The following is a 23,869-nucleotide window of genomic DNA, read 5'->3' as shown; positions in this document are numbered from 1 at the left end:
CGAGCTGACGGAACTGGCCGCAAGGGGCGGCTCGTCGCGCCTGGTGAAGGAGGCGAAGGCCCTGCGGAGCGTCCTGACGGGGGCGTGAGCCCGGATGGGGCCGCCCGACGACTCAGGGCTCTCACGGCTACGACAGCGGTGAGAGCCCTGGATCGTCGGCGAAGGTCAGGAGTTGTTGTAGATGGTGGCTACCTGGTCTGCACCGAGGGCGTACGAGTAGATGCGCGCATCGGCGATACTGCCGGCGAACTGACTGTCAGGTGCGGCCTTGGGGTCGGGGTAGGTGTTGGCGCCGATACTGAGCCTGCCGTTGGAGGTCCAGGCGGCAGGATTGGTGGCGGAGCCGGCGTACGCGCCGTTGACGTAGAGCGTCATGGCATGAGTGGTGGAGTCGTAGGTGCCGACGAGGTGGGTCCAGACGCCGAGTTGGGCGGGGGTGGACGACCGGGCGGTGTAGTAGTCGGTGGTGCTGGGGCTGTCGGTGCTGGTGCCGTCGAACTCCCAGGTCTTCGCCGTCTTGGAGTACATGAGGTAGTAGGGACTACGGCCCTGGTTGGTCTGGGACATGACCGAGTACCAGTTGTCGCTCTTGTCGAGCTTTACCCAGGCGCTGACGCTGTAGCTTCCGGTGGTGAGCACGGGGTTGGCGTTGCTGACGAGATAGCCGGTGCCGTCGAAGTGCGCGGAACCGTCCAGTCCCGAGTTGGTCGGCTTGTCGGTGCTCCAGGTGACGTTGGTGGGTGCGGCGGGGTCGCCGAGGGTGCCGCCCGAGACGTCCTCGCCCTTGACAGTGGGACTGAGAGGCCACTGCCTGCTACGCCGGAGTGTCACGACAACCGGGCTGTTCCTGGTGCCGTCCGAGGTTGCGCCCGGCCAGACCTCGATGCGTCCGGTGGGGCCGGCCGCCCAAAGATCGGGAATGTCGTCGCCGGTGAGATCGCCGACGGCACCGACGGTGGGGAACTCGGTGCTGGTAAGACCCCAGCCGATGCGTGCTGGAGAGGTGGTGGCGAGACCGGAGATCATCGTGTAGCTCTGGCCGTTGGAATCGGTGGCGCTCGCGAAGGTGAGTTCGTACTGCAGGATGTCGCCGGCGGTGAAGCCGCCGACGGTGTCGCGGGCACGGACCCACAGGGCAGGCTTGCCCTTGCCGAGGGTGTCACCGGGGATCATGAGGTCATTGCCGGCCCAAGTGCCGCCGGTGGTCAGCTCGATGGGCTTGCCGAAGTAGGTGATCTGACCGGCAGAGTTGACGGTCCCCGCGCTGCCGGCAGGGTAGTACCAGAGGTTGCCCTTCTCGATGACCAGAACGCCTGTGCCTTCGGTCAGCTTGTCGGTCGGCGTGAGCTTGGCGTTGGCGGAGCCGATCGGGGTGATCTGACTGACGGTGGCCCAACTCGCGACGTTTCCGTAGTCGGCACAGCTGGTGCCAAGCCCGGTGACGCAGTCGGGGCGGCCGATGGTGCTGAAGTCGGCGTTGAAGGTGCCGTTCGCCTGAAGGTTGTTGGGGAAGTAGAACAGGTCGCTTCCCCCATTGTCCCGTGCTGCGTTCGAGGGGTCCTGGTGAACGAACAGAGCGTCTACGGCTCCAGCGGCGTTCTTGGTACCTCGATGACTGACCCGGAGGTTCTTCCAGCCGTTGGCACCAGGCGCTTGGGCCGCGGTGGCAGCGATGCGCGGGGCGGAAGGCGCGCCGTTCACCCCTGGCACTGTGCTGGGAGCCGTGAAGGTGATGGCCTGACCGTAGTCGAGGAGATCACCGGTCCTGGGGTCGGGATTGAGGACGTCGCTCCGGCCGTCGCCGGAGACGTCGCCGTAGGCCAGCGGAGTAGCGGCCCAAGGGACGTAGAAGGAGTAGGAGACGACGGGGCTCCTGTTTCCCGCGTTGTCCTCGGCCTGGACGTAGACGATGTTCGTGCCCCAGTGGGTGGGCGTCACGGCGAGTTGGCTTGGCAGGTTGGGAGCGTAGGCGTGCTGGACGCCGGAGGCCATCTGCGGGTCGAAGCTCCAGTGAACTGCGGCCAGCCCGGACGACTGCAAGCCCGAGGGGTTGGGATCGGTTGCGCTGAACGGGACGTAGCCGGTCTGACCGACCTTCAACCGGGTGGTCTGACCGTTGCCGGAGGGTGGGAACTGTGTGTTGAGTTCGGTGTCGGTGAGCTGCTTCGTGCTGGGCGGCAGTTGCAGTACCGGCGGAGTGAGGTCGACTCGGAAGTGGCAGACGGTGCTGGGGTGCTGGCTACGCAGCAGGGTGTCGTCGGCATACGTCAGCCAGCCGTAGAAGTGTCCGTCCTTGAGGGTTCCGGTGGGCAGTTGGTAGCTGGCCGTGGAACCACTGGAGACCAGAGCGCTTCTGCCATCTCCGACGATCTTGCTACCGTCGGCGTTGTCCCAGATGTCGATCCATTCACCGAGCTGCCCCTGAGCCGGTGATGAGACGGTGGAGTTCAGCTGGAGACCACTGCTGGTGATCCAGCCGTAGGTCGACAGCGGCACATCCGCACAAGCCTCGTAGTCCGTGACGTTGGGAACGACCGTACGGGGGTGGATCGGGCCGGTCTGGGGGTTCTGCGGAGTGTCCGGGTATCTGTCGTACTGGATCGTGAGGTTCGGCTGGTAGGTCAGGCGCTTGAAGGCATTGGCGTCGGACTCGTCTGCGGCCGTCACCACGAAGCTGACGGATCCTCCGGCCTGAGACGCGACCGCCGAGGTGACGTTGTACGTGAACGGCACATTGGAGTAGCAGCCGTCACTGCCGGAGCCGCCGACCGACTGTGTGCCCTGGCCTTCGCGCCAGGTCGGTTGGCTGTTCCAGGTGGTACCAGGTGTGAGCCAGTCGGTGCGGTAGACGTCGACGTCGTATGTCTTGGTGCAGGACCAGTCCGCCGAAGTGTACTCCGCCAGGTTCAGCTGAGCGCTGTTGACGGTGGCACCACCGAGCCCTGACAGATCGAACCGATAGTAGGTGCGATTGATCGACGAGGGAATGCAGCTGCCACCGTAGGGGTAGGTGCCGCACTCACCGACGCCAGGGTGATCGCTGTCGGCGCTGCCGGTGCGGTTGTCGTTGTTCAGCGAGGGGTTCGCGGACTGGACCCAGTTCCACAGATCGGCACCGGGAGATGTCGGTATCCAGCTCGGATCTATGTACCAGGGGCCGGTGCCGTTCGTGAGAATGTCCTGGTCGGTGCTGAGGTCGATCCCGTTGCCGCCGGCCTTGACGGGCATCTCGGCGACGCGAGCGCCTGGCCCAGGACCGTTCGCACTCGACGCGGTGGGGGCGGTGGCGGCGGAGGCGGCTGGTCGCCTGGCAGCGCCTGCAAGGCGCGGAGCCATCGTGGTTCCGGTACTGCTGTCCCACATACGTGGGGTCGGAGCGTGCCATCGGACGGTTCCGTCGGCGGCCTTCACCGAGAGGCTGTCGGCATCCGCGGCAATGGTCAGGCCCTTGGTGCCGATGCCGAAATGGAGGGTTTTCAGTGCTGGGTTCGCGGCGGCCTGGGCGGTCTTGAGGATCAGGACCGTGGAGACACCACCGAACTTGTCGGCGCTGACCTTCAGCGTTGTGTCCGGAGCGACGTCATAGAGCAGTGAGTCACCACTGACGGTGGCCGATGAGAGCACGAAGGGCGAAGTGAGGGACAGCTCCTCACCGCTCGGACTGGCGAGAGTAGCGAGCTGTTGGCTGCCGCCCGGGGAGAGAGTGACTCCACCGGGCACGGTCTTCGGGGAGTACGACCCGTCGGGGTTCACTGCCAGCGTGGCGTCCAGATCGGCCCAGGTGCCGTTCTTCTTCGTTCGCTGCTGATCAGGGTGGATCGTCTGCGAGAGGTGTCCATCAGGCGTCGCAGCGGTCTCGCTGAACTCGCTCGTCCGGGAGTCGATGATCACTCGCCCACCGGTGGCCTTGGCCTTCTCCAGCGCGGCCTCGACCTCGGTGCCCGGCAGGTTACCCAGATGGGTCCTGTCGAGTGCGGCAATCTGACTCGTGCTCGGTTCGTCGGGTGAGCCGTCCGCGGCGCTGGCGGGCAAGGTCAGAGGTGCTGCGAGCGCACAGAGCATGAGAAGGGCAGAACCGACTTTTCGGGTACTTCGACAGCGATTCATCGACAGCAAGAAAGGGGCCCCCGCAAGAAGTCGACCGCACACGCGCGGTCGGAGGAAGATACAGGTCGTACCCATCCTCTTGCATCGAATGGCATGGAGGGAAGGGGAGTTGGCTCTGCTCGGGGTGACTCGTGAGCGAATGACCGTTTCGTTCTGAGAGTGATGTGAATCACGTTCGGCTTTTATCCTTTTTGTCTCGCACGGGCGATGGGAATTCCCTAAAGTCAGCCCCCGTCTGTCTTCTGACTGTGACTTGGTGGCCCTTTCTGGCGCACCGTCAACTGGGGGGTTTGCGGTGTCAGTGCATACTGACCGCTTTGGTATCTCTGGTCCACGCGGCGGCGGCCGCAGAGCACGCCTGCGGCCGCTGGTCGCTGCCTGCGTGTTCTCGGTACTCGCCGGCATGCTTGGGCCGTCGGGCATCGCGGCTGCGACAACGGATGACGACAGGCTCTGGGGGCCACCGGGTACTCCGCTTCCCGCAACCGAGTCCATAGCTGTCAAAGCTGCGGAACCTGGGGCTGGGGAGAAGCCGCACTACCCGGTGCCCAGTGCTGGAACGGCTCCGAGTCATCAACAGTTGTCCCGGGTGACAGCGAACGTCGACCTGTCGAAGTCTCTCGCAGCCGGTCCGCTCCAGGCCGGGAACCTCCCTGTCTGGCTGTCTCCCTCCACCGGCCCGAGCCCTCAGAAGCCGGTCGATGAAGGAACTCTGTCGGTCACTCAGATCGACAGCAAGGCCGCGTCCGCAGTTGGCGTCGACGGCTTGATGGTCAAACTGGCTCCGAAGGACAGTGAGACCTCCGGGCGGATCCAGGTAGGGATCGACGTCAAGGCTCTGGACGCGGCAAGCGGGGGTGACTTCTCACGGCGCGGGCGCCTTGTGACTCTCCCCGAGTGTGCGCTCACCACTCCCACCGTCCCGGCTTGCCGTAAGACCACGCCGGTTGCCATGCGATACGACGCAGCCGCCAGGAAGGTCATCGTCGACGTCAGCCTGCCCGGTAGGCCGACCTCCTCCCGGACGTCGCTACAGGTGCCGAACGCCCAGCAGGCGTCCGGTGCAATGCTGCTTGCCCAGTCTGCCGCTCCCATCGGCGGAGGCGGAGACTACAGGGCATCCAGCCTCAACTCCTCTGCAGGTTGGGCGGCCGGAGGCTCCAACGGTGCCTTCACGTACAGCTACGCGATCACGGTCCCACCCGCACTCGGTGGAACCACCCCTGGCGTCTCACTGGGATACGACTCCTCATCCGTGGACGGAAAGACTTCGGCCACGAACACTCAGGCGTCCTGGATCGGTGACGGCTGGGACTACAACCCTGGCTTCATCGAGCGGGCATACAAGCCGTGCAACAAGGCGGGCATCGACAACTCGGGTGACCTCTGCTGGGCGGGTGACAACCTCACCCTCTCGTTCGGCTCGCGCTCCGGCCCGCTGGTTCGTGACGACAGCAGCAGTGCGTGGCGGCTGCAGAACGACGACGGCACCAAGGTCGAGGTAAAGACCGGCGCCGACAACGGTGCCAAGAACGGCGAGTACATCAAGCTCACCGACAACTCCGGCGACACCTACTACTTCGGCGCCAACCATCTCCCGGCCGCCGACGGCAACAGCCTCACGGGCACCGGAGCGACCTCCAACTCTGTCTCCACCGCGCCGGTCTACTCGGCCAATGGCGGCGACCCGTGCTACGACTCGGCACAGGGAAAGAACTCCTGGTGCCAGATGGCACAGCGCTGGTCCTTGGACTACGCGGTGGATGCCCACGGCAACCTCACCACCTACACCTACACACCCGAGACCAACTGGTACTCACGTGGCGGCGGCCAGAACAGCGGCAACGGAACTCTCACCGCCTACACCCGCGCCAACCTCCTCCACCAGATCGCCTACGGTCAGCGGCTGAGCGAGCAGCTCGGCGCCGCCGGAGGTCTCAAGCCCGCTGCGCAGATCACGTTCAGCACCAGTGAGCGCTGCCTGCCCGACGCCTCCTTCACCTGCGACCCTGCCCAGCGCACCAGCGCCAACTCCTACCGCTGGCCGGACGTCCCGGTCGACCAGGAGTGCAAGAACAGCGACACCTGCACCAACTACAGTCCCACCTTCTTCACCACCCGTCGTCTGACCGGCATCCTCACCCAGGTCCGTTCCAACAACACCTGGCAGGACGTCGACTCGTACACCCTCACCCACACGTTCCCCGACCCCGCCGACGGCTCCAGCCAGCGGGCGCTGTGGCTGGACTCGATTCAGCGCAGTGGAAAGGCCACCACCACAACACCCGTCACCACGTCGCCGATCACGCTTCCTCCGGTCAGTTTCACGCCGGTGATGCTCCCGAACCGCGTCGACGGCGTCGCCTCCTCGGCCAACGGCGCGACCTTCCCCGACATCAACCGGCCCCGCATCCAGCAGGTCCGCAGCGAGACGGGCGCCGTCGTCAATGTCGACTACAACCTCCCCGGCTGTTCGCGCCTGAAGAAGGTCATGCCGCCCGGCGAGGACAGCAACACCATGGCGTGCTTCCCCGTGAAGTGGACTCCGCCCGGTTCCCTCACGGATTCCGACCCGATCCTCGACTGGTTCAACCACTACACCGTCGCGTCTCTGAGTACCAGCGATCCCGCCACCGGCGCCACCAAGCTCCAGACCTCCTACAGCTATGGTCCGGCTGCCTGGCACCGCGACGACCATGAGTACACCGATCCCAAGGCGCGTACCTGGGACGACTTCCGCGGTTTCGCCACGGTCACCACCACGACCGGTGGCAGCGACTCGCCCAAGTCCCAGACTCGTACGACCTACCTGCAGGGCATGGACGGAGACAAGACCTCCGGATCCCCGCGCTCGGTGACCATCCCGGACGCGCTCGGCGAGAGTGTCACCGACGACAACTGGCTGGCCGGACAGGTCCTGCAGACCGAGACCTTCGCCAACGCCGGGGACACGACGCCTGTCGGCGTCACCGTCAACCGCACGACCAATCCCGTCACCACCGCCACTCATGCCAAGACCGGCACAACCACGCTCGATGTTCCCCTCATCGCCCGCTACGACGGCACCACAGCCATCAGCACCACCCAGGCGCTGAAGACCGACCAGACCAAACGAACCAGCAGCACCACTACGACCACCGATCCCGCTCACAACAACCGCCCCCTCACATCCCTCGTCAAGGCCGACGGGCTGCCCGATGTCTGCACCCGTACCGGTTATGCCACCGCGCCCGATCCCCAGCGCACCAACCTGGTGGCCGAGACGCTTGTGATCAGCGGGTCCAGCTCCTGCGCCGCAGCGCCGAATTCGTCCAACACCGTCTCGGGTCACCGTGTGCTCTATGACGGCCTCGCGTTCGGTCAGGCCAACTCCACCTCCGATGCCACCGGCACACAGGTCCTGAGCTCCTTCGACGGCAGCGGGAACGCGGTCTACCTCAGCACGGCCGCCAGTACCTTCGACTCCTACGGGCGCTCTCTCTCGGTCACCGACCTGACGAGCACCGACGCCAAGCACGCCAAGGGCCAGACCACCACAACCACCACCTACACGGCCGCTGCGACAGGCGAGCTGCCCACCAGCATCAAGGTCTCCAGCCCGGTTCCCGGTGCCACCGGCACCTGGGACACCACCACGACCTTGGATGCACGCCGCTCTCTCCCGCTGACCGTCACGGACCTGAACGGGAAGACCGGCACGGAGTCCTATGATGCTCTTGGCCGTCTCGCCTCCGTCTGGCTACCCGGGCGCACCACGGCTCAGAAGGCCAACAAGACCTTCGAGTACGCGATCGACTCCAACCGTGCCGCGGCGCCGTATGTCGCCGCGCACACGCTGACGAAGGACGGCAGCGGGATCTACACCACGAGCATCCAGATCATGGATGCTCTCGGACGAGTCCGGCAGTCTCAGACGAGCCCCTCGACGGCCAGTTATACGGGCCGCCTGATCTCCGACACCTTCTACGACTCCCACGGCCGCGCCTACAAGACGAACTCGCCCTGGTACAACGCTGATGCGGCACCCAACGGCACCCTTGTCGTCCCGGCCACCACGCCGGACGCCGCCGACAACCGCATCCCCTCCCAGACCCGGCTCACCTTCGACGGCCAGGGCCGCACCGTCAGCTCCACCTTCGTCGCCCTCGGCGTCGACCAGTGGTCCACGACCACCGCCTATCCGGGCGTCGACCGGACCGATGTCACCCCGCCCACGGGTTCCTGGCCCACCACCGCTGTCACCGACGGTGCAGGCCGCACCGCAGAGTTGTGGCAGTACCAGACCAGTACCCCCACGGGTAGGTCCAGCGACGCCACAATCACCCACTACTCGTACACCACGGACGGAAAGCCGCTCACCCGCAAGGACGCTGCGGGCAACACTTGGACGTACGGCTACGACCAGCGTGGCCGCCAGACCACGGCCACCGACCCCGACAGCGGTACAACAACCCAGACCTGGGACGACGCCGGGCATCTGGCATCCACCACCGACGCCCGCAACACCGCTCTGAGCTACACCTACGACCTGATCGGCCGAAAGACCGGCCTCTACCAGGGCAATGTCACACCGGCCAACCAGCTCGCAGGCTGGACCTACGACACCGTGGCCAAGGGCCGACCCGCTTCTTCCACTCGCTACGTCGGCGGTACGAGCGGCTCCGCCTACACCGCTACTGTCGCCGGCTACGACAACGGCTACCGCGCCACCGGAAGCACCGTCACCATCCCCGGTGCCGAGATCGGGGCCACCACTCCGTTCACCTACCGGACGACGAGCACCTACGACCAGATCACCGGCAACCTGCTGCTTGCCTCGCTGCCTGCCAACGGCGGCCTCCCGAACGAGTCCCTCGCCTATACCTACGGCTCCTACGGTCTGCTGAGCGACTACGCCGGCGCGGTTACCTACGACCTCAACACTTCGTACGACGCCTATGGCCGCCCCCAGCGGACGACCGTGAACCCGTACGGCAGCCAGGTCGTCACCACCACCAGCTACGACCAGTCCACCGGCCAGGTTCTCTCTCAGTACGTCGACAAGCAGACCTCGACCACAGGTCAGACCCAGATCACCAACTACACCTACAACCCCGTCGGACAGATCACCTCGATCAGCGACACCCCGGACAACACCCCGTCCCTGACGGACCGCCAGTGCTTCACCTACGACAGCCTCGGCCGTCTGGCCACCGCCTGGACCGACACCGGCACCATCACCACCCCTGATCCGAGCCAGCACAAGGTCCTCTCCCAGGGCAGCTGCACCAACAGCACTCCGACGAGCGGCGCCACCGCCCCAGCCAGGACCACCGTCGGTGGCGGCAACCCGTACTGGCAGGACTACAGCTACGACCTGACCGGCAACCGCACCAGGCTCATCCAGCACAACACCGCAGGGGGCACCGCCAAGGACATCAGCACCACCCAGACCTTCGGCGCCCCGCAGGCCGTCAACACCCCGACCACCGCACCCAACACCGGCGGCGGCACCGGCGGACCCCACGGCCTCCTGGCCTCGGCCACGACATCCGCCACCGGCACCAAGAGCACCGCCTACCAGTACGACGCGGTCGGCAACACCACCGCCGTCACCGATACCTCCGGCACCACCACGCTCACCTGGAACAGCGAGGACAAGCTCGCCTCCACGGCCACCACCGGCCAGTCCGGCAGTACCACCTACCTCTACGACGCCGACGGCAATCAGCTCATCCGCCGAGATCCCGGTAAGACAACCATCAACCTCGGCGCCGACGAGCTCACTTACGACACCACCAGCAAGACGCTCACCGGCACCCGCTACTACCCCATGCCCAACGGCATGACGACCGTCCGCGTCGGCACCAACGGCCTGGTCACCCAGATCGCCGACCACCACGGCACCGCCGGCCTGGCCATCGACCTCTCAACCCTCACCACCAGCCGCCGACCCACCGACCCCTTCGGCAACCCGCGCAGCGCCCAATCCTCCACCTGGGCAGGCGACCACGGCTTCGTCGGTGGCACCAAGGACGACGTCACCGGTCTCACCAACCTCGGTGCCCGCGAGTACCAACCCACCACCGGACGCTTCCTCAATCCTGACCCCATCCTCGATCCGGCCAGCCCCCAGCAGTGGAACGGCTACGCCTACAGCAACAGCAACCCTGTCGACCTTGCGGATCCCTCAGGTCTCCACTTCGAGGAATGCAGCAACGGGATGTACAAGTGCCAGGGGGGAATTGATCCGATTGAAAAGGGGGATAACTATGACAATATCGTCTCCCAGAATATGGTCAAGCAGCAGGTAGAAGGGGAGTCCTCGGGCGACTGGCAAAGGGCTAGCAGGGGGCACTCTCGGGCATATACCGAAGCGTGCGGCGATGGCCACTGTGCTGTGGGATATCACGGCAATGAGGGTAATAATGCGGACTTCCTTGCGGGACTCGGTGCGTCACTGGTAGCGATTGATGATGCCTACGAAAGATTGCTTCACTGGGGCGACACCAGTCGGCCTTCGTCGTATCCGTTGCAGTCCTATATGGGTTGGGTCGAGAGTAAAGGCGTTGATCCGGGGACAGCGAATTTTGCGTCCGGAACCTTCCTCCCCGTTGCGATCGGCGATGCCTATGCGGCCCGGCCGGGCCGTCCTGAAGGAGGGATGCCGTGCAACAGTTTTCCGGCCGGCACCCAGGTTCTCCTCGCAGACGGTCAGGCAAAGCCCATCGACCAGATGGCAGTCGGAGATCGCGTCACCGCCACTGCGCCTGTCGACGGCAAGACCGCCTCGGAGCCAGTGGTCGCCGTCATCACCACGCCTGCCGACAGGGATTTTACGGACCTGACCGTAAAGGCCCAGGCTGACGAGAGTGGTTCGCCGGAAGCCGGTAACAACTCCACTGAAACCATCACCGCGACCTGGCACCACCCGTTCTGGGACGAGACGACTGGGCGATGGACCGATGCATCGGATCTGCATCCCGGGGATCACCTTCGACGGACAGACGGAAGTGCGGTCGTCCTCGTAGGCATCCGCAACTACCACCGAGACGCTGTCACGTTCAACCTGACTGTGGCGGACCTTCACACGTACTATGTGCTGGCTGGCACGACCCCAGTGCTTGTGCACAACTGCCCAAGTGGGGGCGGATTCCTCTCGAAGCTCTTCGGGAAGAGCGGCAAGTCCGAACCGGTCACGTACGAGCCAAATGCAACAGTTGGGGACCTTCGGGGAATCGGCCATGACAATGTTGACGAGAACGGCAATTGGAGGTCTGATCCATTCAAGGCTGGAGTTGCTCGGAGCTTGGACGATGGGCAGCTAGTGAGAAGCACAACACGCCCTAACACCAACGACATGGACCTGCTTCGCTATCACGCGGAAGACAACTATATGATCGAGGGTAATCATCGAATGGCGGAGCTTCTCAGTCGAGCCGCCGATCCGAACAATAAAAATATCACCTACGATACACCGATTTACATTCACCTCTGGCCTAGGTGAGGTGGGGCTGATTTTCCTGCGCGGGGATAATCTGGCCGTCAACTGACACGAAGGGGGCGACCCGTGCCACTGGGTCGCCCCCTGTTCTTGGGTGGATACTGGATCCTCCGAATCGTGATTCACCTGGAGAGGAGAAAAAGGAATGGGCTTCGGGCGGTCGCTAAAAACTACCGATGACCGTGATGTGGGTTCCTATCTCAAATCGATTGCGCTGCTCGAAATCAGAGCTATGGCGCGAAGGAAGAAGCCCCTCAGGGATTGGCCGGATGACGACTACGTCGCCTGCATTGCATGGCTGGCCGATCTTTGTCACACCATGCCTGGCTACCCTGTGCGTGGTGGCGGGGTGGCTCGCGGTGAACGACCGTTCTCCCATGCATGGGCAGTAGCTGATGCGAGGGGGCGGAAGTGGATTCTTGAGAGCCTCGATTCGGCCGGTATGCCCTGGGTGCCCCCTGCTGCATCGCAGTAGCTTTGCGACGTGATGCAGGGGATCGAGGGTGTGCTTAGTGGCGGCTGGAATAACGCTCACCCGGCGATTTTCGTCAGTTGGTTCTTGCTGAGCGAAAAGCCCCGCTGAATGCGACCTCAGCGGGGCCTCTGGCAGTCTTGACGGCAGTAGTTGACGGCAACGTCAGCGGACGGATGCTGCACAAAGTGGCGGTTCGTCGCCGTCGTCGGGCTGGGTGGCGGGGTCGCGGAGGGCGTTGCCGAGCGTGTCGATGGCTTGGCGCTGGAGGCGGAGTCGGACGTGGGCGTACACCGTCGCGGTCACCCCGATGTGGGCATGGCCCAACAGTTCCTTGATGACGACGAGTTCGACGCCCTGTTCCAGGAGGAGGGTCGCCGCCGAGTGCCGGAGGTCGTGGAAGCGGATGCGGCGGAGCCTGGCCTGGCGGAGCAGGGCGGTGAAGTGCCGGGTGAGCGTGGCTCCCTCGATCGGGGCGCCGTTGGGCCGAGTGAAGACGTAGCCGCTGTCCTTCCAGGTCGCCCCCGCCGCTTGGCGTTCCTGGCGCTGCCGGTCGCGGTGCTGTTCGAGGGAGCGCAGGCATGGAGTGGGCAGGGCAATGCGGCGCTCGGAACTCTGGGTCTTGGTTGGCAGGGCGGTCAGGCCGCCGGTGTTGGTGCGCTGGAGGGTGCGGCGGATGCTGGCGGTTCCGCCGGCCAGGTCGAGGTCTTCCCAGCGCAGGCCGAGGAGTTCGCCCTTGCGGAGTCCGGTGCGGAGGGCGAGTTCAAACAGTGCGTGCACCCGGTGGCCGTGGGTGGCGGCGAGGAATGCGCGGGCTTCCTGGGTGGTGAGGGGTTCGAAGCGGCGGGGTCGGGGTGTGCCCATCCGGACGTTGCGGGCGACGTTGCGGGGGATCTCCTCTTCGCGGACGGCATGCTCCAGGGCGGACTTGAGCACGGAGTGGACGTAGGCGAGCGTGAGTGGGGAGAGCCGCTTGCCGCAGCACTTTCCGATGGCACAGCACTGGGGCTGGTCGCGGGCGGTGTCGAGGCCGCGTGCGCAGCACTGGCAGGTGGTACGGAGTTGGTCGAGCCAGGTGCGGACGTCCTTAGCGGTGAGCTTGGAGAGCTTCTTCTTGCCGAGGCCGGGGATGAGATAGAGGCGGGTGCAGGCGGTGTAGCGGGTGTGGGTGTTCTCGCGGAGCCGGTGGACGGCGACGGTCTCCAGCCAGTAGGTGAGGAACGCACCAACGGTGCCCTGGGCGGTGGGGGCGGGTATGCCACGGTTGCTGGCGGCGATCTTCTCGGTCAGCTGGGCCAATGCCTCCTTGCGGGTCGTGCCGTAGACGCGGACGCGCTTGCGGGTGTCGCCGATGGCCAGGACGTATCCAGCGGCTTCCCAGCGGCCGTCCTTGCGCTGGTAGACGGTGCCGTCACCGTTGGCGCGGACCCTGCGAGAACTGGTGCTGGTGCTGGGGTTGGTTTCGGAGCTGGTCATCAGGCTGCCTCTGCGAGTTGGTGGTGGACGAGGGTGGTCAGAGCGTGGGCGGGGATGCGGCGGGCGCGGCCGATGGTGATCGAGGCCAGTCGCCGGGTGCGGATGAGGTCGTAGACGGTGGAGCGGCTGATCTTTAGGCGTGCCATGACCTCGGGAACGGTGAGGAGTTCGGCCTCGGCGGTCACGCGATCGCCCCCGTCTGGACGGCGGCGGTCAGCGGGTCGGTGGTGTGACCGGCCGGGTCACCGGCGCGCCGCGCCTGCCGGGGACGGCTCGGTTGCTCGGTCCGGGGGCGCGGTTTGGTGGACAGGAGTTCAGCGAGGTGGGCGAGTTCGGGCAGGAGGCCGGTTCCCGCGTACTGCCAGTGCGAGATCACTAGAGTCGTGTCCGCGCCGCCAGATCGCCCATCCTTCGCGCGGTGACCTGCGCGGTGACCGGGGCCGGGGTCGGTGTGACCGGCGGTCAGGTCAGCGCGGTCCTCGCGGTCACTGTGCCGGTCAGTGAGCGGCTGGCCCTCACTGGTCGGTTCCTGACCGGCGTGTAGGCCAACAGTGGCCGGGTCGAGCGGCGTCGAGGCAGAGGTGGCGTCATCTTGGCGGCCGCGCCAGGTGGTGCGTTCGGCTCGGAGGTGGGTGAGGGTGGTGGAGTAGTGGCGGGTGCGGGTGGAGAAGTGGCCTCGGAAGCCGAGCATGTGGGCCCACTGGCGCAGGCGGAGGTGGGTGTGCTGGTGCTGAGCTCCGAGGTGCCAGGCAGTGTGGATCATGCGGCGGGCGTGGTCGGTGAGGTCGTGTTGGGCGAGTTCGGCGAGGAAGCGGAGTCGGCGGTCGAGGGTGCCGGTGGTGGTTTCGGCGCCCTTGGTGGCGTACTTGGCGATGTAGGCGGCGACGTGCCGGTCGGTGACGGGGCCGTCGCCGGTGAAGTCGGTGCTGCGTATCGCGCGGACGTCGATCTGCCGCCCGAACCGGAACGCCGTGGGCCCCGCCGACTGTGCCGGGTCGGCCTCCCCGGCCCGGGAGGGGTGTTGGTGCTGGACGCGAGTGCGGTTGGCGGCGGCGCGGACGGCGTGGTCGAGGAGCCCGATGGTGGCCCAGGCAGGCGGGGTGCTGGCGGGGCCGGTGGGTCCGTCGATGCGGATGACGGTGTGGAAGTGGATCTGGCCGCGCTTTTGGTATTCGGCGACCTTGGCGTAGGAGAGCGTGGCGTGGTGGCGCAGGGTGCGCTGGGTCAGTCCTGCGGCCTTGGCGATCTCGCGGCGCAGGTGGGTGGTGAAGCGGGCCCACAGGGCGGGGGCGTGGGCGTTCCACAGCACCGCGCCGGTGTAGTCGTACCGCTGCGGGTTCAGCGGGGTGCCGAGGAGGGGGTCGCCGTCGGCGTGCCGGGTGCCGCAGGTGCAGGGGGCGGTGCCGGGTTGGTTGTGGACGGGGCCGAAGCCGGGGGCGGTGAGGGTGGCGAAGACGCGGGGGTGGGTGGCGACGCTGGTGGGGACGGTCTTGCCGCCGCGTAGTCCGGCGGCGATGAGCTGGTAGGTGTCGTAGCGGTAGAGAGTGGAGCAGGCGGGGCAGCGGGTGGCGCGGCGGTTGCCGCACCGCACCAGGAGTTCGCCGGCGGGCAGGTGGCGGGTGTCGAGGTGGTCGAGGATCTGGCCGGTGGCGGTGTCCAGGCGGGTGCGGTGTCCGGTCATGCGGATCGGGCGGGCGCAGCCGCCCAGGGAGCCGATCTGCCGGGCCAGGGGCGCGAGGTATCCGGCGGCGGCGAGCTTGGCCAGCCTGGCCGTCAGCCGCGCCCGGCGTTCCAGCGCTGAGCCCCTGTGCGCGGACATGTCGGCCTTCCCGGCGTGCGTGGACGCGGCGAACGGCCCGTTCGCGGGAGTGGAGGTGGTTGCGGGGGCGGGGATTTGGAGCTGCGTGGGCATGGGGACAGACCTCCGGCAGGAGTCGGGAGAAGAGGAGAGGCGATTGAGGGGCGACCCGGGTGATCGGCGCACGTGGGCACGGTGCGCGTGACGGCGGGCGCGGATGGTGGGCCGGGGACGTCTGGCCTGGTCAGCGGCGGTGTTCACCAGCGGTGCGTGAAGGTAGCATCGCTTCAAGCGCGCATTCAAGTGCATCCCTCCTCATCTGTTTCGGTGGCCGGTGGGGACGCGAGTACTGTGGCCCCGGTCTTCCGTTTTGGACGGGCCGGATTTCGGTGGTAGAGGCGCAGAGAAAGCGGGGTGACCTGCAGTGACGGTGGGGCGGCGGGGACGTAGACCGGCGGGCGGCACGGTGCTGCTGACGTTCGAGGTCATCGCCGAGGCCCTGCGGGAGCGGATCCGCTCCGGGGAGCTGAAGCCCGGGGACGCGCTGCCGACGCAGGCCGTGTTGATGGCGGAGTACGGGGCCTCCAGCCTGTCCGTGCAGAAGGCCATGGCCCTGCTGAAGCAGGACGGCTACGCGATCTCCCGCCCCGGCAAGGGAGCCTTCGTCGCCCACCCCGACGCCGACGGTGACTCAGGTGACGGGGAGGCGGGGAACATGCCCGTCGGCGGGACGGCGGCGCGCGTCGGGGCGCTGGAGCTGGCACTGGCCGAGACGCTTGATCAGCTCACCGCCCTGCGTGCCCGCGTCGAAGCCCTTGAAGCGGGCGGCACCGAGCAAGGTTGCTGACCAGTCGGCCGCTGGACGGCCAGGGGCTGGAGCTGTGCGTCCAGATTTTCTCTACGAGGTTCAAGGCGGGCTCCGCCCGTTGGAGCTGGCCGACGTCGCCGACCGACCCAGGGCTGACCGGCCCCGAGGTCTTCACGGGTGTCGTCGATCAGTGGTCCACCAGGTCATGAGCGGAGGGCGACCGGTGCCCGGTGGGAGCAAGTTGTGGGGTAAGCGCTGCTTACCCGAGCACCGCCCAGGGGCGGAGCAAGTTATGGGGTAAGGACTCCTTGCGCCTTGCGGAGCAAGTTGTCGCCTGCGACCGTCCTACGGTCGGATCGCGGGCACAGGGTCGGCCAGGGGTCCGACCCTCCGTTTCCATCGCCGGGCTCGCCGTGGGCGGTGTCCGACGCCGCCCCGGCTCAGCAGCGCAGGCTCCCCGCCGACCCGCCGACCGCTCCTGTGCCGAGCGACCAGACCGTGCGCAAGCCCGCCGAGTGCTGGGACGCCTGCAGGTAGCAGTCCGAACTCGCCCCCGCACGATCAGGACGCCAGCAGCTCGGCGACTTCGGGGACGTCGCGGAACGCTCGCAACCGGCCCAGCACGATCCGTGCGCGCTCGGTGGTGCGTTCGCTGCCGCTCTGCCCCAGGGAGAGCATCCGGCCAGCGGTCCCGGCTGCGGCCTCGGGCTCGTTCGCGTCGGCGTAGGCGACGGCCAGCCAGGACAGGTACAGTGCCAACTCCCTCGCGTGACTGGCGTCGTACCGCCCCAGCACATCCGTCAGTAGCGGCACCGCGCGAAGCGGCCGGTGCAGCTCGGTATAGACGCGGGCCTCCATGATCTGGAGTTCCCCGGCGTCCATCCAGTACAGGTAAGACGGTGACTCGGTGCCGGCCGAGTCCTGGGCCAGGGCTTCGCTGGCTTCCCCGAGGGCATTCATCGCAGGGCGGTCCTGGCCGGCGCGGGTGTGCGCCCAGGCCACCCGATCCAGGTACAGCGCGCGGGCCTTCGCCGGAGCGTTCGGACCGGCCTCCACGACGGCGGCGGTAGCCAGGTCGACGGCGTCGAGGGGGCGTCCGGTGTTGCTCCACTGGTAGGCCAGCGAGCCCGCCACGTTCCCCGACAACACCCCGTCCCCGGCAGCACGGGCGGCACTGATCCCGAGCCGGTAGATCCGCTCCGCCTCGGCATGTTCGCCCGCATCGGAGGCGACCCAACCGGCGATCTGCGCCAACTCGCCAATCGTCCGTAGCAGTTCGCGCCCCACCTGCTCGGTGTGGGTGCCCTCGCGGTAGAGCGTGACCGCCGCCCGCAGTTCCCGCAGGGCCGGGCCGATCAGGTCCTTGCCGTACACCACGTCGTCGGCCAGCCGCAGGCCGTGCACCCGCTGAGCCAAGTCGGCCACCTGCCCAGCCCCGATCCGACGGCCCATACGGGCGCTCAGCAGGGACAGCGGGTCGCCCTCGGGCAGGAAGTCGGCCACGGTCAGCACACGCGGCGCGGACTCGGGGGGCTGGACTGCCTTCGCCGCTTCCAGCAGCTCGCGCGGCACCTCCAGCACCAGGGCGAGGAAGGGCAGCCACTCGCGCGGGGACCGCGTGCCGATCTCCCAGCGGGACACGTCGTTGCGCGTCGGAGGAACGCGCTCAGGAGCAGCATCGGCCAGCGCCTCGGCCAGCCGCCGCTGACTCCAACCGCGCGCCAGGCGCAGCCGCCTGACCAGTTCCCCGACCGTCTCCCGCACCAAGCCAGCTTGGCAGACACGGAGGCAGACACGCTGGCTACTCCGCAAGGTTCGCGCCAAAGGGGACCCTGATCAACAGCCACAGCGGAGCCGACCACGGGCGGGCACGATGAACCAGAACAGCAGCCAAGCGGAACGCCTGCCTCATCGGAGTGCGGAGTCCGCAGGGGAGGGGCCTCGGTTGCTCCCTTGGACCACCCCGGACGGGAACCCCTGCTACCTGAGCACCGATGGCAGGGGCTACCTCTCGACCCTCGCCGACGACATCGAAACGGTGCAGATCGGCATGGGCGAGGAACTGTTGGAGTACGCCCGAGGCTTCCTGGCACCTGGAACGCTCGCGCGGCCAGCCGTCGAATACCGCTGGCTGGCCTGTCGGCTGACCGAGGCCCTGTCGGATGCCCTCAGAATCGCGGACTCACGCGGGCAGCGCATCCCCGCCCCGCAGGAGGCGACCGAGGATGCCCGACCTGACGAGCACAACTGACGGCCAAGTCCGCGACACCACCACGGCGGTAGACCTTCGAGACCCGATGACGCGACAGAGGCAAAGGACCACACTGATGGGGACGACCACCCGCTACCGGTTCCGCGAGTACAACGTGACCACCGACCCGGACCCCTTGGCGCTGCCGACCTTCGAGGCGCTCTGCGTCACCGGCGAAGAACAGGACTGCGCTGCCGCGTCCGGCGAGATGCACACCCCCGATGACCTGACGCGCTGGATCGCCGGACACTGCGCGCAGACCGGCCACCAGTCCTATCGGCAGACCACCCACACCATCGTCCGTGCCGAGCCCGGAGCGTGGCAGTAGGATCACGCGCGCAGCCGATGACAGTACAACTGGTCTACACCTCTGACGGCAGTAGCGACGGCAACAGCCACGGACTTCGGCGCACATCCACGGACATCAACGGACCGTCAAACCACCGTTGACCTGCGAAAAGGCAGGTGGAGAGGGGTCGCGTAGCACACGTACTATGTGCTGGCGGGGGCCACGCCGGTGCTGGTACACAACTACGATCCGGCTACTGCTGAGAAGGAAATGCAGTCCTTCCTGCAGAAGGCATTCCCCGGAAAAACCATTGGGCAGGGGAAGCTCATTTATGGTCCAGATGGCAAGGTTGCGACTGATCACGATGTCTTCGGCGACAATTTCATCTGCGAGGTCACCTGTGGTAAGGGTGGAGGCAAGGTCGGGCAGGTGCAGGATCGACTTCTCCCCAATACGGGCGGTAAGCCGCTAGCGGTCTATGGTCCAAACCTTCGACCTGGGCCTGCCGCAAGGATCGAGGAGCTCGGGGTGCCAGTATTTCGGACGATGGATGATGTGGCTGCTTGGGTAGGGAGACAGTAATGGAGACAGTGGTCCTTGTGTTTCAGGATTCAACTGTGACTCTAGGCCGGATTGCGGAGCTACTTGCGCATCTGGGGGCGGTGGCCAGCGAAGAAAACCTAGTTTCGGTATCTATCAGCGGCTCGCGAGGCTATCTGGTTTCCGTCTCTGATCCAGAGGCTGAAGGGCTGTTCGATGAGTGGCCGACCACGCTTTGTCCGGTCTCTCCGGTGGCGGCGTTCAGTCTTGACTATCGAGATCCAGATATCGTCCTTGGGATTGTCGAATCTCTGACTGGACGGTTCGAAGTGCTCGTGGATACCAACTATGGAACCGTTGTGCCTGGCGGTGCCTTGGCCATCGATATGCTTCGTGGACAAGATTCTCCTCCAACGCCCCCTGCGGGCCGGTAGCGTAGCGCCTGATTGATGTGTCAGGGCTTCGAGGCTGACAAGTAGATATTCGGGCTGTGAGAACTCAATTTGGGTGCAGCTAGAAATGGCGAGGGGCCTCACCAGATTCGTTGCTGGTGAGGCCCCTCGTACATCTTGACGGCAGTAGTTGACGGCAACGTCAGCGGACGGGTGCTGCACAAAGTGGCGCGTCGTCGCCGTCATCGGGCAGGCCGGTGGTCTCGGCGGGATCGCGGAGGGCGTGGCCGAGGAGGTCTATAGCGTCGCGTTGGAGGCGGAGCCGGACGTGGGCATACACCGTCGCGGTGACGCCGACGTGGGCGTGTCCGAGGAGTTCCTTTTGATGACGACGAGTTCGACGCCCTGTTCAAGGAGGAGAGTCGCGGTCGAGTGGCGGAGGTCGTGGAAGCGGATCTGACGGAGGTAGGCGCGGCGCAGGAGTGCCTTGAAGTGCCGGGTGAGGGTGGCGGGTTCGATCGGGTGGCCGTCGGGCCGGGTGAAGACGTGACCGCTCTCCTTCCAGTTCTCGGCGGCCTTCTCCCGCTCCTCGGCCTGCTGCTCGCGGTGGCCTCAGTGTTTCACGAGGGCTTGACTCTGTCGGGGATCTTGGTATTCGGCTTCCTGGGATCATGGTGGTGCGTCAGTCTGCGGGTGTACGAGGCCCGTGAGACTGGCGAGGAGTGAGAGATGTCGGTACGTCCCCGTCCGGGCGCCGAGGTACCGGCGCTGACCGCGAGGATGGCGCGTGCCAGCAACCCTGGTGGCACGACGGCGATGTGGGTGCGGGACCGCCTCGACGGCCTGTGGAGCGACGAGGACTTCGCCGACTGGTACCCGCGTGATGGGCGTCCTGGGCTGTCGCCCGCCCAGCTGGCCACGGTGAGCGTGCTGCAGTTCCTGCTCGGGCTCTCCGACCGCGACGCCGCCGAGGCCGTGCGCTGCCGCATCGACCTCAAGTACGCGCTCGGCCTCGACCTCGACGACCCCGGTTTCCATCACAGCGTGCTCACCGACTTCCGCGACCGCCTGCTGGAGGACGGCCGGGCGGATCGTCTCCTCGACCTCGCCCTGGCCCGTCTGAAAGACGCCGGACTGGTCCGCGAGCGCACCACCCAGCGCACCGACTCCACCCACGTCCTGGCCGCCGTGCGCAACCTAACCCGCCTGGAGCTGGTCACCGAAGCCATGCGGGCGGCCCTGGAGGAACTCGCCCGCACCGCCGGCCATGCGCTGGCCGGCCTGGTCGAGGAGGACTGGGGCCGCCGCTATGGTCGGCCGGTGCGCCTGGGTAAGAATCCCACCCGGCCCAAGACCAGGATCAACACCACCGGCGCGGACGCCCGCCGACTGCTCGAACACCTGGCCCGGAACCATCCCGGCCTGCTGGACGGCCCCCAGGCGCGGGCCCTGCGGCAGATCCTTGTTCAGAACTACTACTGGGACACCGTCGGCCGCCTGCGCTGGCGCGAGGATGACGCCGACAGCGGCCTGCCGCCCTCCGCACACCGGATCGTCTCGCCCTATGATCCGACAGCCCGATACGCCCGCCGGGGGCAGGTCACCCGCTGGACGGGATTCCTCGCGCACGTGACCGAGACCTGCTCCAACGACGGCGCGTGTGATCACGGACGTGGCCACCATACCGGCCACCAGCGCCGACACCGAAGTCCTGCCCGGCATCCACACCCGGCTGGAACACCGGGGACTGCGGCCCGACCAGCACCTGGTCGACGGCGGCTACACCTCCCTGGTCCACCTGGAGCAGGCCGAGCGCGAGCACCGGATCACCGTCGTCGGACCGCTGCCGGGCAACCCCACCCACCAACACCGCCGGGGCGAGGGCCTCGCCCGTGACGACTTCCGCATCGACTTCGACCGCCAGGAGGTCACCTGCCCGCAGGGCCAGGTCAGCAAAGGCTGGCACGGCCCCTACCCGACATCCTCGCCGACCGCCGCCCCGCTGATCGTGGCCCGCTTCACCAAGAGCCAGTGCCAGCCCTGCCCGGTCCGGGCCAAGTGCACCACCTCCCGCGACGGCGCCCGCAATGTGGGCTTCCCTCCGCGCGAGCTGCACGAACTGCAGATACGCAACCGTGCCGAGCAGCAGGAACCGGCCTGGCACAAGCGCTACGCGGTGCGGTCCGGCATCGAGGGCACGATCTGCGAGTTTGCCCACGGCCACGGCATGCGCCGTTGCCGATACCGCGGGCAGGCCAAGGCCCACCTGCAGCACGTGCTCACCGCCATCGCCGTCAACATCGAACGCCTCAGTCGGCAGTCTCCGGGTGAGAGCACGCCCCCACGACCACCGACTGCCTTCCAGGACCACCTCGACCAGCAAGGCATCAAGCGCCTACGTTCCTGGCGAGCCGTCAGCTGACGCCGCAGCGACCAAGATCCCCGACAGAGTCAAGGAGGCGTTGTTGACGGAGTGTGAGACAAGAAGAAGAGGTGCCTTCTGACCTGCTTGGATGCGACTTGCTGAGGGTCGTATCGGGGCGGGGCGGAAGGCACCTTTCACGTGCAGGATAGCGAGTGGGGTCGGGGTCTTGCCATGTCCGCCGACGGCAGGGGTCAGGTCGGGCACGTCGGCGGGGTGCATCTGCGACTGCTGGCCGAGCGGACCGGGTTGACCGGCACGTTGTCGGGCGCGCTGAGGCGGCGGGGCTTTCATCCGCTGCACGACCGGGGCCAGGTGCCGGTCGACCTGGCCGTGGCCATCACCCTGAGGGCGACGTGCATCCGCGACATCCACCTGTTGGAGCACCAGCGGGCGGTGATCGGGCCGGTCGCCTCGTTCCCCACGGCGTGGCGGGCCCTCAAAGAGGTCGACGAGACCGGGCTGCGCAGGATCGAGCGGGCCCGCGCCGCGGTGCGCCGCCACGTGTGGCGGATCCTGGCCGACCGGCCCGAAGGCTTCCCTGAAGTGGCCGTGGACGGGGTGGAGCTGACCGGATGGACGGTCATCGACACCGACGGCTCCCTGATCCTCGCGCCCTCGGACAAGGACGGCGCGTGCGGCACATACAAGGGCTCCTTCGGCCACCATGTGTTCGTGGCGGTGTGCGACAACACCGGTGAGGAACTCGCGCAGCTGCTGCACCCGGGGAACGTCACCGCCAACGACACCGGCGTCAACATCGATCTGCTCGTGCGGGCGGTGGCCCAACTTCCTTGGTGGCGAAGGCAGAAGGTCCTGATCCGGGTGGACGGGGCCGGGTTCTCGCGCGAGCTGCTGCAGTGGATCGCCTCGGCCGGCGGGCGCCGCAGCCCCACGTTCCGCTGGGAGTACTCGATCGGCTGGGCGTTCACCGCCCGCGAGCAGGCCGCCGTGGCCAAGGCGGACCGGCTGGGTCTGTGGCAGCCGGCTACCGACGCGGACGGTCAGGCATGCGAGGACGCCTTCGTCGCCGACCTGACCGGCCTGCTCGGCGACCTGTCCGCCCGGCCCGCGAACCATAAGGTGATCGCCCGTAAGGAGCCGCTGCACCCGCGCTACACCAAGGACGCCTCGTCCTACGAGATCGCCAAGGGGATGCGCTACCAGACGTTCGCCACCAACACCCGCCGCGGACAAGCGCAGTTCCTGGACGCCCGGCACCGCAAGCACGCCCGGGTGGAGCCGAAGATCCGCGACCAGAAGGCCTCCGGGATGCGGCTGCTGCCCTCACGCGAGATGCCGGTCAACGCCGCCTGGCTGACCGCCACCGCGATCGCCTGCGACCTACGCGCCTGGCTCCAACTGCTCGCCCTTGACGGCGACCTGGCCAAAGCCACCCCCAAGACCCTGCGCTACCGCATCCTGCACGTCCCGGCCCGGCTGGTGCGCGGTCAGCGCCGTCGACGCCTGAAGATCCCTCATTCCTGGCCCTGGGCCGACGCCATCGTCCAGGCCTTTCAGCGGATCCAGGCCCTGCCCAGGCCTACTTGACCTGCAAACCACCCCGCCGAGCACCGAGAGGAGGACCCGGCAGTCCCCGGGCCCGTGGAACCCGGCGTCCCCGGCACGACAGCCGACGCGCAGCCCTACCCGACACCGCCCCCGGGAACCGGCGAAAGCGACATCACGGGCACACACTCAACCCGCCAGCCGCTGTGAAACAACGAGGCTAGCCGCAATACCAGTGACTTAGTAGTCCCGGGCTCGCCTGACCGTGACGGGTGGGTTGATCGGGGCGGTCTTGTGGTGTGGCGCGATGGTGACTGCTTCG

The 23,869-nt window shown here is 66.9% G+C and carries 13 protein-coding genes and 2 pseudogenes; 9 read left to right on the top strand and 6 right to left on the bottom strand.

Annotated features, from left to right (window positions below; all coding sequences use genetic code 11):
* Positions 1 to 165 precede the first annotated feature (165 nt).
* Positions 166 to 4,032, bottom strand: coding sequence for a LamG-like jellyroll fold domain-containing protein (locus tag P3T39_RS26685; RefSeq protein ID WP_280701499.1), 3,867 nt, complete (start codon positions 4,030 to 4,032; stop codon positions 166 to 168).
* A 1,027-nt stretch (positions 4,033 to 5,059) separates the two neighbouring features.
* Here P3T39_RS26685 and P3T39_RS26680 point away from each other — a divergent pair.
* Positions 5,060 to 11,593 (top strand): RHS repeat-associated core domain-containing protein, encoded by a 6,534-nt coding sequence (locus P3T39_RS26680; protein WP_280701498.1) that lies wholly within the window; start codon positions 5,060 to 5,062, stop codon positions 11,591 to 11,593.
* Between the two features lie 634 nt (positions 11,594 to 12,227).
* On the opposite strand, the gene P3T39_RS26675 is transcribed toward P3T39_RS26680, so the two are convergent.
* Genes P3T39_RS26675 through P3T39_RS26665 form a run of 3 tightly spaced genes read right to left on the bottom strand, consistent with a single transcriptional unit; the run spans position 12,228 to position 15,357 of the window.
* Positions 12,228 to 13,538, bottom strand: a complete 1,311-nt coding sequence (locus P3T39_RS26675) for a site-specific integrase (protein ID WP_280701497.1) — start codon at positions 13,536 to 13,538, stop codon at positions 12,228 to 12,230.
* The gene (locus P3T39_RS26670) at positions 13,538 to 13,723 is read right to left on the bottom strand and encodes a helix-turn-helix domain-containing protein (protein ID WP_280701496.1); all 186 of its coding nucleotides are present in this window, start codon (positions 13,721 to 13,723) and stop codon (positions 13,538 to 13,540) included. Before P3T39_RS26670 ends, P3T39_RS26675 begins: the two co-directional genes overlap by 1 nt.
* The gene (locus tag P3T39_RS26665) at positions 13,720 to 15,357 is read right to left on the bottom strand and encodes a replication initiator (RefSeq protein ID WP_280701545.1); all 1,638 of its coding nucleotides are present in this window, start codon (positions 15,355 to 15,357) and stop codon (positions 13,720 to 13,722) included. Before P3T39_RS26665 ends, P3T39_RS26670 begins: the two co-directional genes overlap by 4 nt.
* A gap of 445 nt (positions 15,358 to 15,802) precedes the next feature.
* Between P3T39_RS26665 and P3T39_RS26660 the strand changes: the two genes are divergently transcribed.
* Entirely contained in the window at positions 15,803 to 16,183 is a 381-nt protein-coding gene (locus tag P3T39_RS26660) for a winged helix-turn-helix domain-containing protein (protein ID WP_280701495.1), read from the top strand.
* A 522-nt stretch (positions 16,184 to 16,705) separates the two neighbouring features.
* Here the strand turns inward: P3T39_RS26660 and P3T39_RS26655 are convergent.
* A complete protein-coding gene (locus P3T39_RS26655) occupies positions 16,706 to 17,908 on the bottom strand; it encodes a helix-turn-helix transcriptional regulator (RefSeq protein WP_280701494.1) in 1,203 nt (400 codons plus the stop codon).
* Positions 17,909 to 18,089: 181 nt separating this feature from the next.
* Here P3T39_RS26655 and P3T39_RS26650 point away from each other — a divergent pair, with 181 nt between their 5' ends.
* The 4 genes from P3T39_RS26650 to P3T39_RS26635 all read left to right on the top strand — a co-directional run bounded on the left by P3T39_RS26650 (position 18,090) and on the right by P3T39_RS26635 (position 19,658).
* Complete coding sequence (locus tag P3T39_RS26650; RefSeq protein ID WP_348534386.1) at positions 18,090 to 18,395, top strand: hypothetical protein; 306 nt, start codon at positions 18,090 to 18,092, stop codon at positions 18,393 to 18,395.
* A gap of 76 nt (positions 18,396 to 18,471) precedes the next feature.
* A complete protein-coding gene (locus P3T39_RS26645) occupies positions 18,472 to 18,723 on the top strand; it encodes a hypothetical protein (RefSeq protein ID WP_097238191.1) in 252 nt (83 codons plus the stop codon).
* Positions 18,724 to 18,891: 168 nt separating this feature from the next.
* On the top strand, positions 18,892 to 19,266 hold the full coding sequence (locus P3T39_RS26640) for a hypothetical protein (RefSeq protein WP_280701492.1): 375 nt from the start codon (positions 18,892 to 18,894) through the stop codon (positions 19,264 to 19,266).
* The gene (locus tag P3T39_RS26635) at positions 19,266 to 19,658 is read left to right on the top strand and encodes a hypothetical protein (RefSeq protein ID WP_280701491.1); all 393 of its coding nucleotides are present in this window, start codon (positions 19,266 to 19,268) and stop codon (positions 19,656 to 19,658) included. Before P3T39_RS26640 ends, P3T39_RS26635 begins: the two co-directional genes overlap by 1 nt.
* A 160-nt stretch (positions 19,659 to 19,818) precedes the next feature.
* Here P3T39_RS26635 and P3T39_RS26630 read toward each other — a convergent pair.
* A pseudogene (locus P3T39_RS26630) lies at positions 19,819 to 20,225 on the bottom strand (tyrosine-type recombinase/integrase); the annotation flags it as partial.
* Between the two features lie 120 nt (positions 20,226 to 20,345).
* On the opposite strand from P3T39_RS26630, the pseudogene P3T39_RS26625 reads away from it, so the two are divergent.
* The 3 genes and pseudogenes from P3T39_RS26625 to P3T39_RS26615 all read left to right on the top strand — a co-directional run.
* Positions 20,346 to 20,660, top strand: a pseudogene (locus tag P3T39_RS26625) (transposase); the annotation flags it as partial.
* Positions 20,661 to 21,288: 628 nt separating this feature from the next.
* On the top strand, positions 21,289 to 22,038 hold the full coding sequence (locus tag P3T39_RS26620; RefSeq protein ID WP_280701490.1) for a transposase: 750 nt from the start codon (positions 21,289 to 21,291) through the stop codon (positions 22,036 to 22,038).
* 174 nt (positions 22,039 to 22,212) lie between these two features.
* The gene (locus tag P3T39_RS26615) at positions 22,213 to 23,589 is read left to right on the top strand and encodes an IS1380 family transposase (RefSeq protein ID WP_280701489.1); all 1,377 of its coding nucleotides are present in this window, start codon (positions 22,213 to 22,215) and stop codon (positions 23,587 to 23,589) included.
* Positions 23,590 to 23,869: the final 280 nt, after the last annotated feature.

Source organism: Kitasatospora sp. GP82 (genome assembly GCF_029892105.1).
Taxonomy (GTDB): Bacteria; Actinomycetota; Actinomycetes; order Streptomycetales; family Streptomycetaceae; genus Kitasatospora.
Note: the sequence above shows the minus strand (reverse complement) of the source record. Positions and strands in the feature narration are given on the sequence as shown.

What these genes read in the sequence shown, in the direction of transcription:
- P3T39_RS26645 (WP_097238191.1), top strand. Translation starts at nt 18,472, where the DNA reads ATGGGGACGACCACCCGCTACCGGTTCCGCGAGTACAACGTGACCACC.
- P3T39_RS26675 (WP_280701497.1), bottom strand. Translation starts at nt 13,538, where the DNA reads ATGACCAGCTCCGAAACCAACCCCAGCACCAGCACCAGTTCTCGCAGG.
- P3T39_RS26615 (WP_280701489.1), top strand. Translation starts at nt 22,213, where the DNA reads ATGTCCGCCGACGGCAGGGGTCAGGTCGGGCACGTCGGCGGGGTGCAT.
- P3T39_RS26635 (WP_280701491.1), top strand. Translation starts at nt 19,266, where the DNA reads ATGGAGACAGTGGTCCTTGTGTTTCAGGATTCAACTGTGACTCTAGGC.
- P3T39_RS26665 (WP_280701545.1), bottom strand. Translation starts at nt 15,357, where the DNA reads ATGTCCGCGCACAGGGGCTCAGCGCTGGAACGCCGGGCGCGGCTGACG.
- P3T39_RS26680 (WP_280701498.1), top strand. Translation starts at nt 5,060, where the DNA reads ATGCGATACGACGCAGCCGCCAGGAAGGTCATCGTCGACGTCAGCCTG.